At 65.6% G+C, this 15,133-nt stretch carries 12 protein-coding genes; 1 reads left to right on the top strand and 11 read right to left on the bottom strand.

Annotation, left to right across the window (positions count from 1 at the left end; translation table 11 throughout):
* Nucleotides 1–46 precede the first annotated feature (46 nt).
* The 7 genes from rplT to ACZ5M6_RS01095 form a co-directional block, all read right to left on the bottom strand.
* Nucleotides 47–400 (bottom strand): 50S ribosomal protein L20, encoded by a 354-nt coding sequence (rplT, locus tag ACZ5M6_RS01065; protein ID WP_054764100.1) that lies wholly within the window; start codon nt 398–400, stop codon nt 47–49.
* Between the two features lie 54 nt (nt 401–454).
* Nucleotides 455–652, bottom strand: a complete 198-nt coding sequence (rpmI, locus tag ACZ5M6_RS01070; RefSeq protein WP_054766748.1) for a 50S ribosomal protein L35 — start codon at nt 650–652, stop codon at nt 455–457.
* 164 nt (nt 653–816) lie between these two features.
* Entirely contained in the window at nt 817–2,103 is a 1,287-nt protein-coding gene (locus tag ACZ5M6_RS01075; protein WP_054764101.1) for an MFS transporter, read from the bottom strand.
* A gap of 88 nt (nt 2,104–2,191) precedes the next feature.
* Nucleotides 2,192–2,959 (bottom strand): hypothetical protein, encoded by a 768-nt coding sequence (locus ACZ5M6_RS01080; RefSeq protein ID WP_152949079.1) that lies wholly within the window; start codon nt 2,957–2,959, stop codon nt 2,192–2,194.
* A 109-nt stretch (nt 2,960–3,068) separates the two neighbouring features.
* A complete protein-coding gene (locus ACZ5M6_RS01085) occupies nt 3,069–5,054 on the bottom strand; it encodes an alpha/beta hydrolase family protein (protein WP_227976010.1) in 1,986 nt (661 codons plus the stop codon).
* A 140-nt stretch (nt 5,055–5,194) separates the two neighbouring features.
* Nucleotides 5,195–5,716: a translation initiation factor IF-3 gene (gene infC / locus ACZ5M6_RS01090; protein WP_039244129.1), complete on the bottom strand. Its 522-nt coding sequence runs from the start codon at nt 5,714–5,716 to the stop codon at nt 5,195–5,197.
* Nucleotides 5,717–5,841: 125 nt separating this feature from the next.
* Nucleotides 5,842–6,804, bottom strand: coding sequence for a glycosyltransferase family 9 protein (locus tag ACZ5M6_RS01095; protein WP_464159312.1), 963 nt, complete (start codon nt 6,802–6,804; stop codon nt 5,842–5,844).
* 198 nt (nt 6,805–7,002) lie between these two features.
* Here ACZ5M6_RS01095 and ACZ5M6_RS01100 point away from each other — a divergent pair, with 198 nt between their 5' ends.
* Nucleotides 7,003–7,743 carry an alpha/beta fold hydrolase gene (locus ACZ5M6_RS01100; protein WP_333897660.1) on the top strand — a complete coding sequence of 247 codons (741 nt, stop codon included), beginning with the start codon at nt 7,003–7,005 and terminating at the stop codon, nt 7,741–7,743.
* 184 nt (nt 7,744–7,927) lie between these two features.
* Here the strand turns inward: ACZ5M6_RS01100 and aguB are convergent, their stop codons facing one another.
* The 4 genes from aguB to ACZ5M6_RS01120 all read right to left on the bottom strand — a co-directional run bounded on the left by aguB (nt 7,928) and on the right by ACZ5M6_RS01120 (nt 14,622).
* The gene (gene aguB / locus ACZ5M6_RS01105) at nt 7,928–8,791 is read right to left on the bottom strand and encodes an N-carbamoylputrescine amidase (protein ID WP_464159314.1); all 864 of its coding nucleotides are present in this window, start codon (nt 8,789–8,791) and stop codon (nt 7,928–7,930) included.
* The gene (locus ACZ5M6_RS01110) at nt 8,788–9,795 is read right to left on the bottom strand and encodes an agmatine deiminase family protein (protein ID WP_191554631.1); all 1,008 of its coding nucleotides are present in this window, start codon (nt 9,793–9,795) and stop codon (nt 8,788–8,790) included. Before ACZ5M6_RS01110 ends, aguB begins: the two co-directional genes overlap by 4 nt.
* Before the next feature lie 173 nt (nt 9,796–9,968).
* Complete coding sequence (locus tag ACZ5M6_RS01115; RefSeq protein ID WP_054764106.1) at nt 9,969–13,319, bottom strand: TonB-dependent receptor; 3,351 nt, start codon at nt 13,317–13,319, stop codon at nt 9,969–9,971.
* A 175-nt stretch (nt 13,320–13,494) separates the two neighbouring features.
* The gene (locus tag ACZ5M6_RS01120; RefSeq protein ID WP_464159317.1) at nt 13,495–14,622 is read right to left on the bottom strand and encodes a capsular polysaccharide export protein, LipB/KpsS family; all 1,128 of its coding nucleotides are present in this window, start codon (nt 14,620–14,622) and stop codon (nt 13,495–13,497) included.
* Nucleotides 14,623–15,133 lie beyond the last annotated feature (511 nt).

Below are 15,133 nucleotides of genomic sequence, written 5' to 3' on the forward strand. Positions count from 1 at the left end.
CCCGGCGAACCGGAGCGGGCGTTGATCCTTGTCGCGAAGACCCGGCTTAGGCCAGGGCGGCGCGGACCTTGTCGGCGATCGCCTTGAAGCCGGTCGGATCGGCGGCGATGGCGGCCAGAACCTTGCGGTCCAGCTCGACACCGGCCTTGTTCAGGCCGTTGATGAACTGGCTGTAGGTGAAGCCTTCGATACGGGCGGCGGCGTTGATGCGCTGGATCCACAGGGCGCGGAAGTTGCGCTTCTTGGCGCGACGGTCGCGATAGGCGTATTGCCCGGCGCGGTCGACGGCGGCCTTGGCCGTACGGATGGTGTTCTTGCGGCGGCCGGAGAAGCCCTTGGCCTGCTCCAGAACCTTCTTGTGCTTGGCGTGCGAAGTTACGCCACGTTTCACGCGAGCCATGTCGCTATTCCTTCAAATTCTTTGGGTTGGATCAGTTCGTACAGCGCGCGCCGATCAGGCGTACGGCATGTAGGACTTAATCTTCTTGGCGTCGGCGTCGGACATGGTCTCGGTGCCGCGGTTCTGGCGGATGTATTTCGAATTGTGGCTGATCAAGCGGTGACGCTTGCCCGCAACCCCGGCCTTCACCTTGCCAGTGGCCGTGAATTTGAAGCGCTTCTTGGCGCCCGACTTCGTCTTCAGTTTCGGCATTTCAGTCTCCTTGTTGGAGGGGCGACCGTCCTTCGGACTGCTTGAGCCCGTCGGGTGAGGTGTCTCTCCAGAGTTATGAACCGCCCAGGCATGCCTGTTCGCCCGGCGGTTCGGTACGCGAAGGCGCGGCTTCTACGCGAAGACCGAGGCCAGCGCAAGATGAGTCAGGCCGGGGCTTTCACGCCGTCATCGACCTTGCGAATGACCCGCCCCGCATTCAGCGCCATCACCGCCGCCGGAACTGTCAAGAGCGCGCCGATCAGGAAGGGCCAGTCATGCCCCAGGCCGGAGAACAGGCCCCCAGCGACCATGGGGCCGAAGATGCGCGCCACCGAGCTGGAGGCCATGTTGAGCCCCAGCATGGCCCCCTGCCGATCCGGCGGCGAGGCTCGGCTGATCATGGCCGAGATATTGGGCATGGCCAGGGACATGCCGCAAGCGCCCACGGCCATGATGATCGGAACGACCCATCCCTGCACCACCGGCAGGGACAGGCCGCCCAGCTCCAGCCGGGCCGCCGGGAACCACTCGACCGGCGCCAGCACCTGAAGCACCAGCGAGGCCCCGAACAGCAGCATGCCGGTCGCCAGCACCCGCGCCTCGCCGAACCGGCGCGCCAGCCGCCCTGCCAGGAAGCCCTGATTCAGGACCGAAATCACGCCCACGATCATGAAGCTGAGCCCCACCTCGCGCGCACCCCAGGCGTAGCGGCTTTCGGACCACAGGCCGAAGACGCTCTCCATGGCCGAGAAGCCGGCCATATAGATCAGGGTGACGACCAGAACCCGCGACACCACCGGATTGGTCCGCGCGTCCTTCAACCCCGCCAGGAAGGCCGGACGCGCCGCCGTGGGATCGGCCTTGGCCCGGCTTTCGCGCAGAAAGACCATCACCCCGACGGCCGCCAGGGCCGCCAGGGCTGCGGCCAGGAAGATCGGCAACTGGTAGCCCAGCCGCCCCAGCTGCGGCTGGGTCAGCAGTCCGCCCAGCCCCGGCCCGACGATGAAGCCCAGGCCGAAGGCCGCGCCGATCAGCCCCATCCGCCCCGCCCGCTGTTCCGGCGGGGTGACGTCGGCCACATAGCCCTGGACCGTCGAAATATTGCCCGCCCCCAGGCCGGTGAACAGCCTGACCGCGACGGCCAGCCAGATATTGGGCACGAAGGCCAGCATCAGATAGCCCAGCGCATTGGCCACGAGCGTGACCAGCAGCACAGGTTTTCTTCCCACCCGATCCGACAGCCGCCCCCAGAAGGGTTCGGCGAAGAACTGGCCGAGCGAATAGGCCGAAAACATCAGGGTGATCTGCCAGGCCTCGGCCTTCAGGCTCTGGGCGAAGAAGGGCAGCAGCGGCACGACCAGCCCGAACCCCACCAGATTGATGAAGACCACCGCAAACAGAACCGCCAGGGCGGGCGCACGAACGGCGGGGCTCGGGGTCGTCTGGGTCATGCCCCACGCTTAGCGCGACGCTTGGCCTGCGAGAAGCGCCGTCCTGACGTCGTCGATCGAATCCCCGCCGGATGCGCCGCCCAAACCTTCACTGTCCTCCGAGCCACGCCACGAGGCCGCCCGCCAAGGCTTTCCAGACAGGATTGGGATAGAGCGACGTGGCCACGACCAACCAACCGATCGCCCAGGCAGTGGCCCATGCCACACCCGCCGATATCCGTCGATGCATGACGAGGTCGAGGAACATAGGGGCGAGCAGGGCGAGAGCGCTGAACCCGCAACCGGTGATGAAGGCACAGGCGAATCCATCGCCTAGCACTGGCTGTAAGGACTGGCCCAGAAGCGCGAAACTCCAACGTCCGAAACCTGCGTCGGCGAGCGCCAGGGTCGATAACAGCATCAGCCGTTTGTGCAGCGCGCCCTTGGCGCGATTGATGAAGCCCGCGCAGACCAGACCGGCGAAGCTGATCATGTCGCTCATGGACACGGCCAGGAAGGCGGGATCCGCCGCCGGGGAACCCAGGCGATTCACTTGGACGATGAGCGCCGTCGCCGGCCCCAGGACCAACATTACCCCCGCGAGCGCCATCGCCGCCAAGCCCAGGGTCCGATGCAGGCCGAACCTGCCTTGACGGATAAAGACGACCTGGGCGGTAAACACCACCAGCCAGCCCGTGAACACCAAGGCGTGAATATGCACGATCAGCGGGTAGGTGAGATCGCCGGCGCGAGACTGGCGCACCATTTCGCCGCCGAACCCCATGATCACGCCCAGCCAGACCACTGCGGTCATGACGGGAAAGAACCAGGCGTCCGCCTTGGGCCGCGGCGCCGCAGCCGTGGCGAGATGATTCATCGGACCCCCCCTCGCGCCGATCCCCATCGACTTCGCGAAACTTAGAAGTCCTTTAGACGCGGCGCCAGTCTCAAGGACGGGCCGTCAGAAAATTTGCCTGAGACCGGCGTCAGTTCGCGCCCACTGGATTGTTCATTTCCAGGAACCGCACCGTCTCGCGCAGCATCTGCATCCGGGTGTCGGCGCGCGACAGCCAGTGATCCTCGCCCCTCAGCTCGATGAACTCGACCGGCTTGTCCGCCCGTCGCAGGGCCTCGGCCATGACCCGGCTCTGTTCGATCGGAACGACCGTATCGTCGCGGCCATGGAGCAGCAGCAGAGGGCCGGCGCTCGCCTGGGCCTGATAGGCCGGCGACAGGGCGTCCAGCCCGCGATCGTTCAGGCGTTCGGCCCCCATGAACCGGTTCCAATAGCGAACGGTCTGGCTGTCGCGGCGGGCCTCCTGGCGCGCCTCCCAGTTGACCATGCGGCGCAGATCTGAGACGCCCGCCACGGCGACGCCGCAGCGATAGACCCCCGCGTCCAGGGTCATGCCCGCCATGGCCGCATAGCCGCCGTAGCTGGCGCCCACGATACAGACCCGCTCGGGGTCGATGATCCCTTCGGACGCCAGCCAGCGGACGCCGTCCGACAGGTCGGTCTGCATCTTGCGGCCCCATTCGCCGTAGCCGGCCTCCATGAAGCTGCGGCCGTAGCCGGTGGAGCCGCGGAAGTTGGCCTGGAGCACCGCATAGCCGCGCGACGCCAGGGCCTGGGCCCACCAGTCGAAGCCCGCCTCGTCGCGAGCGGCCGGCCCCCCGTGGGCCAGGACGATCAGAGGCAGGGCCTTGGGCGTCTCTACGCCCGGCGGCAGGGTGAGATAGGCGGGGATCTCCAACCCGTCGGCGGCCTTATAGGCCACCCGTCGTGTCGCGCCGACCTGTTCGGGCAGGACCGTCGGATAGGGTTCGGCCAGAATCTCCGCCACGCCGCGGCGGAAGTCGATCAGCTGATAGACACCCGCCTCGCCCTGATCCGTGAAGACCACAATCTGGTCTTGCGCGTCGTTCCACGACACCAGCTTCGGCCGCTTGCCGGCAAAGGCGCGCTCGATGGCGGCCCAGCGACGCGCCGCATCCGCGTCGATGAACTCATAATGGACGCCGTCGTCCTCGGTCCGGCCCGCGCCGATCAGAAGTTGGGTGACGGGATGATGCACCAGAAAGTCAGGATGGTGTTCGAAAGGCAGGGGGCTCCACTCGCCGCTGTCCACATCCACCTCGAAAAGCACGTCCAGGGTTTCCGCCTCCGGATCCGCAGGCGCCAGATCGGGTCGATCCGCCCCGATGATTATCGATCGCGCCGTGCGGCCCAGACCATAGAAGGCCGGGGTGTCGATCGGCGCCTCCGTCGACCAGCCGTCGCGGAAGAAATTCCCCTGCTTGAGGCGCAGCGTCCATTGTTTGCTGCGCTCGACATAGCGGCCCATGGCGATCACGTCGCCGGACGGGTCCTGCACGAAGTCTTCGATCTCCCGGTCCATGCCCTTGACGGGACGGCCGCGCCCGGAGGTCAGGCTGATGGCGTGAAGATCGATCTGATTGGTCACCAGATTGACGCCGCGCGCATAAAGCGTCGCGCCCTCATCCGAGCGACGGATCGTAGCCGGGCCGTACAGAACGGCCAGCACGTCCGGCGTCCGGTTCAGAACCTGGACCATTCGTTGGGTCTGAAGGTCGAGGATCTGACCGAAATACAGTTCGGACCTGGGCACCCCCAGAGAGGCGATGCTCTCGGTGCGAGAGGTGACGACCAGCACCTTGTCCTCGCCGAGCCAGCGCAGGTCGCGGACCTTCACATCCCCGACGTCGGCGACGAACAGGAGCCCGCCGCTCATATCCGTAACGACCAGGGCGCGGATTTCGCCGGCGACGGTGATGCGGGCCAGGCGATCGCCGCTCGGCGACAGCTCCAGATATTCGATCGCCGGCAAGGCGCCGTAGGCCTCCAGCGGCGGCGCGTTCTGAGCCGAAGCCTGAGCCGGAATCGCACCGCCCCCGCACACGGCCGCCGCGACCGCCACGGCGGCCGCCCAAATCCTCAATCCGAACACCACGCCCGTCCTCCCCCGAGTCCCGGCTCCTTTTCAGACCCTCAAAGCCCAGGTTGCAAGACCTCTTCGCTCAGGACGCAAAAAAGAAAACGCCCCGGCCGTTTCCGACCGGGGCTTTCAGAACTCGGCGATGAATCGGTCGATCAGCGCGGGGCCAGGATCATGATCATCTGGCGGCCTTCCATCTTGGGCGCGAACTCGACCTTGGCGATTTCGTCGAAATCGGCCTGGACCTTGTTCAGCAGCTTCATGCCCAGTTCGGGGTGGGCCATTTCACGACCGCGGAAGCGCAGGGTGACCTTCACCTTGTCGCCCTCGTCGAAGAAGCGGTGCATGGCCTTGGCCTTCACCTCATAATCGTGGGTGTCGATGTTGGGACGGAGCTTGATCTCCTTCAGCTCGACGACCTTCTGGCGCTTGCGCTGCTCGGCCTTCTTCTTCTGTTCCTGGAAACGGTGCTTGCCGTAGTCGAGGATCTTGGCCACCGGCGGCTCGGAGGTGGAGACGATCTCGACCAGATCCAGCCCGGCTTCCTCGGCGGCTTCCAAAGCGGCGGAGGTGGGCATGACGCCCTGCTTTTCCCCGTTCTGGTCGATGAGAAGAACGCGAGGGGCGCGGATATCCTGGTTCATACGCGGCCCGTCTTTCACGGGTGGCGCTTGCATGGGACGGCGAATGGGCGTCGTTTCCTTATGTGGTCAAAGAAGGCGTGTGTCGTGATGAGCGAACGGGCGCGGCTGTGGCCACGGTCCCCTCTCGCCCGGCAATATGCGTCAGGAAGCCCTATTTTTCAAGGCTCGGCGGGCGCTCCGGCGATATAGGCGTCGTGCAGGGCCAGCACGGCCTCGAAGACATGTTCGACCGTCAGGTCCTCGATCGGGGCGAACTGGCCGCGCGTTTCGTTCGAGGCGGCGGTGCGGGTCTTGGCCCCCCAGGGCCCGTACAACCACCATTCCGTGGGCCCGAACAGGCCCAGGGTCGGGCGCCCGAGGGCCGCCGAGACGTGCATCAGGCCCGAGTCATTGCCGACGAACAGATCGGCCCGGTCGATGGCGGCGGCCGAGGCCAGGATGTCGCCCTTGCCGACGAAGTCGATCCCCCGCGGCCCCGCCGCCTCCAGGGCCGGGGTCGCCGGCGGCCGGTCGCCCGGTCCGCCCACGGGCATGAAGCGCCAGCCGTCGAAACGGGGCTCGGCCTTCAGCTTCTCGACCAGGGCGCCCCAGCGGTCGGCGGGCCAGCTCTTGCCCGGCTGGTGGGCGATGGGGGCGAGCGCAATGATCGGTCCGGGACCGGCGCCGCCGGCCAGCTGCGGATCGATGACGGCGGCGGCCTCGGCCCGCGCCTGGTCGTCCAGGAAGATTTCGGGATCGAGCGGCGTCTGCGACCCCATCAGGCGCGACACCATCTCGACCTTGCGCAGGCCAGTCTCCCAGGATCGGTTGTAGACGATGCGCCGTTTCGCCGGGATCAGATAGGCCAGGGCCGAACCGCGAATGTCGATCACCAGGTCCCAGCGCGTACCGACGACCTGTTTCCAAAGATCGACCCAGTGACCGGCCATCTTCTTCTTGTCGAGCACGAGGGTCCGGACCACGCCCGGCGCCGAGCGGAAGAAGGGGGCGGGCGGGCGACCGCAGGCGACGGTGATCTGCGCCCCCGGAACCTGACGCGCGATCTCTCGGATCACGCCCGAGGAAATCACGCAGTCGCCGATGCGGTTGGAGGTGACGAACAGGACCTGGGGTGCGGACAAACGACTGACCTTTCACACCGTCATCCTCGGGCTTGACCCGAGGATCGGGTGCGCCGCGAAAGACTGCGGATGGAGTGGCGACTGTCGCCGCCTTCAGCCGTCCGTGTGCGTCACGCCCGATCCTCGGGTCAAGCCCGAGGATGACGAAGACGCGAACAGGAGGATGACGCCCATACAAAGTCGCGGCACAAGAGCCCCATGAACGATCTTCAACACCTGTCCCGCCCCGATGGCGAAACGCTCGCCTTCAAACGGATCAACGGCTCCGGTCCCACCGTCGTTTGGATCGGCGGCTTCCGTTCGGACATGGAGGGGACCAAGGCCCTCGCCCTGGACGCCGCCGCGCGCGACCGCGGTTGGAGCTTCATCCGCTACGACCATTTCGCCCACGGCCAGTCGTCCGGCGACTGGCGCCGGGCCACCATCGGTCGCTGGCGCGAGGATGCGATCGCCCTGATCGACAGCCTGTCGGGCCCGGTCATCCCGGTCGGCTCGTCGATGGGCGGCTGGGTCTCGCTGCTGGCGGCCTTGGCGCGGCCACAGCGGATCAAGGGTCTGGTCCTGATCAATCCGGCCCAGGACTTTACCGAACGGCTGATGTGGCCAGGCCTGGCCGACCACGAGCGCCAGGCCATAGTGCGCGAGGGCGAGACCCTGATCGTCGAGGAGGGCCTGGGCGAATACGTCCTGACCCGTCGCATGTTCGAGGAGGCGCGGAACTGGCTGCTGCTGGACGGCGTCATCGACATCGCCGCCCCGGTCCATATCCTCCAGGGGCGGGCCGACGACGTGGTGCCCTGGCGCCATCAGGTCGAACTGATCGAGCGGCTGACGGGCGGCGACGTCCGCCTGGACCTGATCGACGGCGGCGACCACCGGCTGTCGTCGCCGGCGGACCTTGCGCGACTTGTGGCTGCGGTTGAGGGGATGCGGGACTAACCCCAACTTGTCGTCATCCTCCGGCAAGCCGCATCTTCGCGGCGCAGACCGGGGGACCCAGCGGCGCCGAAGGCGATGCGTCCACCGCACCACTGCAAAAACCTCGTCCGCGGCAGGTTCGCGCTATCGCGCGCCGCTGGGTTCCCCGATCTCGCTACGCTCGCCGGAGAATGACGAAAGGAACCTACGCCCCGCCCGTCAGCGCGCCATACAGATCCGTCCGCCGATCACGGAAGAAGCCCCAGGCCGCGCGATACTGGTCCAGTTCGTCCAGGTCGAAGCGGTGCACCAGCACCCCCTCCTCCTCGGCGCCCAGGCTCTCGACCAGCGTTCCCTGCTGATCGGCGATGAAGGAATGGCCGTAGAAGGTCTGGCCGACCTCGGTCACCGTCTCATGGCCGATGCGATTGGCCCCGACCACCGGCACGGCGTTGGACACGGCGTGGCCCTGCATGGCCCGACGCCACGGCTCGGCCGTGTGCAGGCTGGCGTCGTGCGGCTCGGTGCCGATGGCGGTCGGATACATCAGCACGTCGGCGCCCATCAGCATCATGGCCCGCGCGGCCTCGGGGAACCACTGGTCCCAGCAGATGCCGACCCCGACCTTGCCGAACCGGGTCTTCCAGACCTTGAAGCCCGTATCGCCCGGCCGGAAATAATACTTCTCCTGATAGCCGGGGCCGTCAGGGATATGGCTCTTGCGATAGACGCCCAGCGCCTCGCCGTCCGCGTCCAGCATGACCAGTGAGTTGTAGTACTGGGGTCCGTCCTTCTCGAAGATCGAGACCGGTATGGCCACGCCCAGCGCCTTGGCCACCGGCGCCAACGCCGTGACACAGGGATGCTCGCGCCACTCATAGGCTTGGCTGAACCAGTGCTCCTCCTGCGACACGCAGAAATACGGCCCCTGGAACAGTTCCGACGGCAGGATCACCTGCGCGCCCTTCGCCGCCGCTTCGCGGATGAAGCCGACGGTCTTGGCGATATTGGCCTGCATGTCCTCGCCGTAAGAGGTCTGGATGCCGGCTACGGTGATGGTGCGGGTCATGCGGGCTCCTGCTGGGAGATACAGTGGAACGAGCCGCCGCCGGTCAGGATAGCCTTGGACGGAAGCGGGATGATCTCGCGATCGGGAAAAGCGGTCTTCAGCGCCTCGCAGGCGAAACGCGCCGCCTCGTCGTCGCCATAGGTCGGCACGATCACCGCCCCGTTGGCGATCAGGAAGTTCATGTGGCTGGCCGGGATCGGGCGCTCGTCCTCGTCCAGGACGAGGCCCGGCGACGGGATCCTCAGCACACGGATCTTGCGTCCCGCTGCGTCGGTCATGCCCGACAGGTCGCGGGCCACGGCGTCATAGACTTCGGCGTTCGGATCGTTGCGACCCCAGGCGATCGGGCAGGCCACGACACCCGGCGCGACGAAACGCGCCAGATTGTCGACATGACCGTCGGTATGGTCGTTCAGCAGCCCGTCGCCCAGCCAGAGCACCTTTTTCGCCCCGATGGCGGCTTCCAGGGCGGCGGTCGCGACCGCCTCGTCCTGGTTCCAGGCCGGGTTGCGGTTCGGGTTCAGCAGGCACTGGCGCGTGGTCAGGACCGTGCCCTCCCCGTCATGATCCAGCGACCCGCCCTCCATGATAAATTCGTTCCAACTCAGGGCCGCGCCGGAATGAAGGCCGATCTGCTCCGCCACCGTCTCGTCGCCCGGCATCACATATTTCTCGCCCCAGCCGTTGAACCGGAAGGCGGCCGCCGTCTTCGACCCGGCCCGGAACAAGGGACCGGTATCGCGCAGCCAGACGTCGCCGAATACGCCCGGCACGACCTCGACGTTCGCGACGTCGGCGAAGCGCGCCCGCACGCCCTCCGCCAGCTCCGGCGCCCCGACCATCAGCTTCACCCGTTCGCGCCCCGGCCCGGCCAGGGCCCGCACCAGAGCCTCGACCTCGTCCTGGGCCTTTTCGAACGGCTCGAACCAGTATTCCGCATGGCTGGGCCATCCCACCCACATGGCGCGGTGCGGAGCCCATTCGGCGGGGAGAGGAGCGGTCATGGGCGGCGAAGTCCTGTCAGGGTTCGAAGGCGACGGGCGGGCGACCCGCGAGCCGCGCCATATGGCCCCAACCGCCCCCGACTTCAACGGCGCCGGACGCCCAGGGGCCGCGGCCAAAGAAAAAGGGCGGCCCGCGACCGGACCGCCCTTCGTCAGCACATTGCTCGCTTCACTTAGAACGAGATGCGGGCGCCGAACTTAATCTGCCAGGTCGAGGCCGGCAGTTGGGCGTTCGGGCGCTTAGCCTCACCACCGAGCGGCGTTCCGGCAGCGCCTGCGCTTTGCAGCGAGGAGTACTGGTACACTGCATTGGGGGCGGCGCAGGAGGAGGCGACGCCGGCCGTCTGGCAGTTCAGCACAACCGTACCGACGCCGCGATAGAACGGATACTGCTCCAGAACGCCCCACTTCTCGTTGAGTAGGTTCCCGAAGTTCTCGATGTCCATGTACAGCTTCAGCTTGCCGGTCGGCAGAACCGGAACCGGGATTTCCTGCGACAGGCGCAGGTCCACCGTGGTGACGGCGCCGGTGCGGAAGGCGTTCCGCGGCGCAATCGAGCCGGCGTACTTGATCAGACCCGTGTTGTTCAGGAAGGCGTTGAAGTCCGTCAGATTAAAGCCCGACGCATAGGTGATGCGGGGATCGCTCGTGGCGGTGACGACGCCGTTGCCGTCGGTCTGGGGCACGTAGAAGAGCTGGTTCGACGTACCCAGGGCGCCGGAGTACGACTGCGGAACGGCGTTGCCGAAATCGTTGTCGTAGTTGCCCGTGCGGCTGCTGTGATAAACGTAGGAGAAGGGCAGGCCCGAGCGTCGTTGGGCGAAGACGTTGATGGACGTTTCGTTGTCGCCGAAGAAGGCGCGGGTGTAGTTCGCGTTGACCGTGAACTTGTGACGGATTTCGTAGTCCGACGTCGCCAGCACCGGGTTGTTGTGATCAGCCGAAGCGAAGCGGACATAGGACGAGTCCGGCTGCGAGCTGGTCATCGGATTGCCGTCTTCCGATTCCGTGTAGGTGTAGGTGCTGCGGACGTCCAGACCTTCGAACACACCGTCGCGCCACGTCTTCTGACCCGTCAGAGCGACCGAGGTGGAGGATCCGCCGTCCTTCAGATTATCCAGCAGCAGATCGAAGACCACCGGGCCGGTCGGGTGGGTATAGACCGGACGACCGTCCGGCGCTGAACCCGAGCGGGTTGCGAGCAGATCTCGGTAATAGAGGGCGTTCTCGAAATCCGTACGGATGACGTCCGCCTGCAGACGGAAGTCTTCGATCAGCGGCAGGCGGAAATCGCGGGCGACCGTCAGGTTGTACTTCCAGGCGCTGGGGATTTCGAAGTTCGGATCCAGCGCCACCACGCTGCCGTTGCCGGGCGTGAAGGTGCAGTTCGCGCCGGTGGGAACGACGGAGAGATCCGTCACGCCCCGAATGGCGCCGGTGCAGACCGCATTGGTGATCCGCGCGCCGTCGTTGCCGAAGGGGTTGCCGATCTGGACGTTGGTGCCGATGGCCGAGAAGCGACCGACGCCGCCCGAGATCGACCAGTCGCTGGGCGTCCAGTTGAAGCCAAGGCGCGGCATCAGCAGGTCACGACCGTCCAGATTGGCGGTGTTGTCGAAGCCGTTGCGGGTGCGGAAGTTGGTGTTCAGCACCGGACGGTCGTCCATGGCGAACCAGTCGTAGCGCAGGCCGTAATTCAGGCGAAGCGTGTCGCTGATCTGCCAAGTGTCTTCGGCGTACAGCGAGTTCACGTCGTAACCGAATTCGACGGCCCCGTCGCGCGCAGTGCCGAACCGAGCGGGAACGGTGCCGCCGGTCGGGTTGACGGCGCCGCGAATGACCAGACCGGAAGCGTTACCGGCCAGGAAGTCGGCATAGCTGTTGAACGTCCACTGACCCAGCGACTGCGACACGAAGACGTTGGTGAAGTCGCGCGTTTCAATCCGCGCGCCGGCCATGAAGTCGTGCGAACCCCAGCTATAGCGGCCGATCAGTTCGGCGTTCTTCACTTCACTGTACAGATAGTTGTCGTGACGGAAGTTGTCGGCGCCGAACTGGATTTGCGGCGTGCCCGAGCCGGCTTGAACACCCGCCAGATCGGAAACGTTGACCGTGACTTGGCCGACAGTCAGTCCGCCGACAGGCAGCTGGGTGGTTTCAGTTTCCTTGTAGCCGACCCGCAGTTCGGTCGAGAAGGCGTCCGTCCACTGCGAGTTCAACTGAGCGTTCCAGGTCGTGAGGCGCTCATCCTTGACATACTGGCTGGATTCCAGCGCCAACCGCGGCTGCGTGGTCGAGCCGCCGTTAATGAAGGCCGACGTGGTCGAACCGTTGAACGAGGTGCCGGTCGTCTCTTGGAAGGTCACGGCCAACCGGTGGTTGGCGTTGATGTTCCAGTCGATTTTCGCAAGGTACTTCTCGTCCTGGACGGGAGGCGCCACATTGACGAAAGAACCGGTTTCATAGCCGTAGCGCGTCTTGGCGCCTTGCCGGAAGGTTTCGACGGCCGAAGTGGTGATGCGCGGAATCGGATTTGCGAAGCCGGCGTCGACCGGACCTTCGTTCAGCGAGAACTGCGACTCAAACTTTTCGTAAGACGCGAAGAAGAACAGGGTGTCGCGGATGATCGGACCGCCCAGGGTGGCGCCCCAGGTCTTTTCGTCGAAGACGCGGTTATAGTCTTGGCGGGCGCGGAAACCGTTGCCGCGCGGGCCGTAACCCCAGTACCGGTCGCCCAGCAGGCTGTCGTCCGACTTCTCATAGAAGGCCGAGCCCGAGAAGGTGTTGGTGCCGGACTTGGTGACGGCGTTGATCGAACCGCCGACAAAGCCGTTGTTGATGACGCTGAAGGGCGCCACCGAAACGTTCAAAGCCTGAATGGCGTCGATGGAGATCGGCGACCGTTGGGTGGGATAGCCGTTGCCGTTCAAGCCGAACTCGTCGTTCTGGCGAATGCCGTCGACGGTGAACTGGTTCTGGCGCGTATTGGTGCCGGCGAACGACAGGGCGTCTTCGTTCGAGGGGTCAAGCGTCACAAACGGATCGAGGCGCGCGATGTCCTTCGGATCACGGCTGATCGAGGCGGCGGCGGCGATGTCGCCCGCGCCGTAGTTCGAGCCGGTGCCGTAGCCGAAGTCGTTGGAGAAGCGCTGGCCGGTCACCGTAATGGCTTCCAGCTCGGCGGCGGCCTGATTGACGATCACGTCGCCGTTGACGGCGTCGCCCACACCGATGCTGTCCAGCTGAATGCCGCCTTCACCGGCCGCGCTTGACACCGTCACCGTGTATGGTCCGCCGGCGCGCAGACCCCGCGCGCTGTAGAAGCCCGACGAGTCCGACATGGTGGTGACGGTCGTGCCGGTGGGCTCGTGAACGATGGTCACCGAGCCGACCACGGCCGCGCCGGAGCCGTCCAGGATGCGGCCGCGGATAGCGCCGGTCGTCTCTTGAGCAAAGACGGCCGTCGAGGCCGACATCATGATGGCGGCGGCCGAAACGCCATACGCCAATTTACGGAAGGTCATTCGCTATCCCCAGCTGGTGGACCAAAAAAGTCGGAAACGTGGTCGTCACGTCTAAATCCGGCCCCGTGTACGATCCATCTTGTAATGCTAGGTGACACATATGTGTCAGAATCGTGACAACACGCTTGGGTGGCTCAGAGAGCACACCCTTGACGCCCTTAAGCGCAAATTTTGTTCAGGAAACCCGTTCGAACACGTCCGCTACGCCTTCTGCGGTGCGCCGAATGGCGCGCGGCTCGTGGAAATTGCCGTTGACCTGGCTCTGGGCGATCACATGGGCGCGGAACCGGGCGAACAGAGCAGGGTCCGGGGCCTGGGGTTTGGACCAGAAGGCGTTCAGCCCCTGCTGATCCGTCAGACCGTCGAAGTCGAAGAAGGCGTCGCCCAACACCTTGACCGGCGTCTGAAATCCCAGGGCCGAAAGCGCGGCCGAAGAGTTGTTGACCACCATGCCCTGAGAGGCGCGGCACAGCTGGGCCAGGTTTCCGCCGTCTATGAAATCGACCCGGCCTTGCAGCTCCCGCTCGATGACCAGGCGCCGCGTGACGGCTTCCAGATCGATCAGGCCCGGGTCCAGAGGGTGGTTCTTGATCACCAGCCGCGCCGCCTTGGGCGCATGGACGGCGAAACTGGTCATCACCTCGGCGAGGAAGGCCGTATTGTCGGCATAGCGAGAGTAGCGCAGCAGCTGGGCGTCGCCCTCCCGCTGAAGACAGGCGATGAAGAAGGGGCCCCGCGCCGCAATGGCCTCCACATCGTTGCGCGACGGCGACTGAAGGGCCAGGCCGAAATATCGCCGGACGTGACCCAGGCACTGGCTGAGCGGAGAGGCGGTGTAGTGGTTGGCGTGGCGCGGAAAGAGAAAGCCCCCCACGGCCTGAGCCAGATGATAGGCGGTGATGTTGACCACATGGTGCGGCAGGATTCGCCCCACGGGTTTCGGATCAGGCAAAAGCGGCGCCGGCTCCGGATAGCCGTCCTTGAAACGCGGCAGGCCGCTTGAGGCGTTCACGCCGTTCTGTTCGACGGTGATCCAGTCCGGGCGGAAATAGCCGTTCTCCAACACCCAAACGCGTGGCCCAAGTCCTTCCGCCGCAGACAGAACCGCGCGATTGTAAGGGCCGCCCTCGCCGAACAGCAGAAGATCGGTGAAATCGGCCGTCAGTTCCGCCAGTCGCGAAGCCCAGACCTGGGCGGAGTGTTTGAACACCCTTCCCCCCGCTCGCGGCCAGTTCAAGGCGTCGCCCGCATTGAAGATCATTCGCTGGACGGTCGCGCCGCGGGCTTCGAGAGTCCGCGCCAAGGCGACGCCGAACGGCCCGAACGGCGCCGAGATGATAAGGAATCTCCGACCATCCAAGCTTTGGATCGCGCGACCTGGCCCGGCCTCCGCACCGTTTTTTTGAGACGAAGGGAAGACGGCGATTTCGGCCGCCCGCTGCGGCGTGGGGGTGCGAAGGCGAAGCTGAGGTCGAGGCGCGCTCATGACCTCTCCGCGAAGCCGGTAGCGCCTGCGCCGCCGGCCCAAGAAGGTTCGATTGGAGTGTCTTAAATCGACCATCTAAGGGGTTCCACGCCGTCCGGCCTGGCGATCCATACAACGCCAGGTCGCTTCACCTCTCCGATCAGAACATCTGGCGCAAGAGAATTTGTTCGATGGCTTTGTCGCGCTTAGCCGAAGAGGGATCAACCCACTAAAGCTGAGCGATGGGAAAAATGCGGGGGCGGCTGAGGCAGGCACGCGAAGAAGCCGACGCCCTGGATGCAAGGGCGCCGGCTCTCCAACTTTCCGCTGACAGACTTCCAAGAACAAG

It is taken from the genome of Brevundimonas sp. Br13 (genome assembly GCF_055391505.1).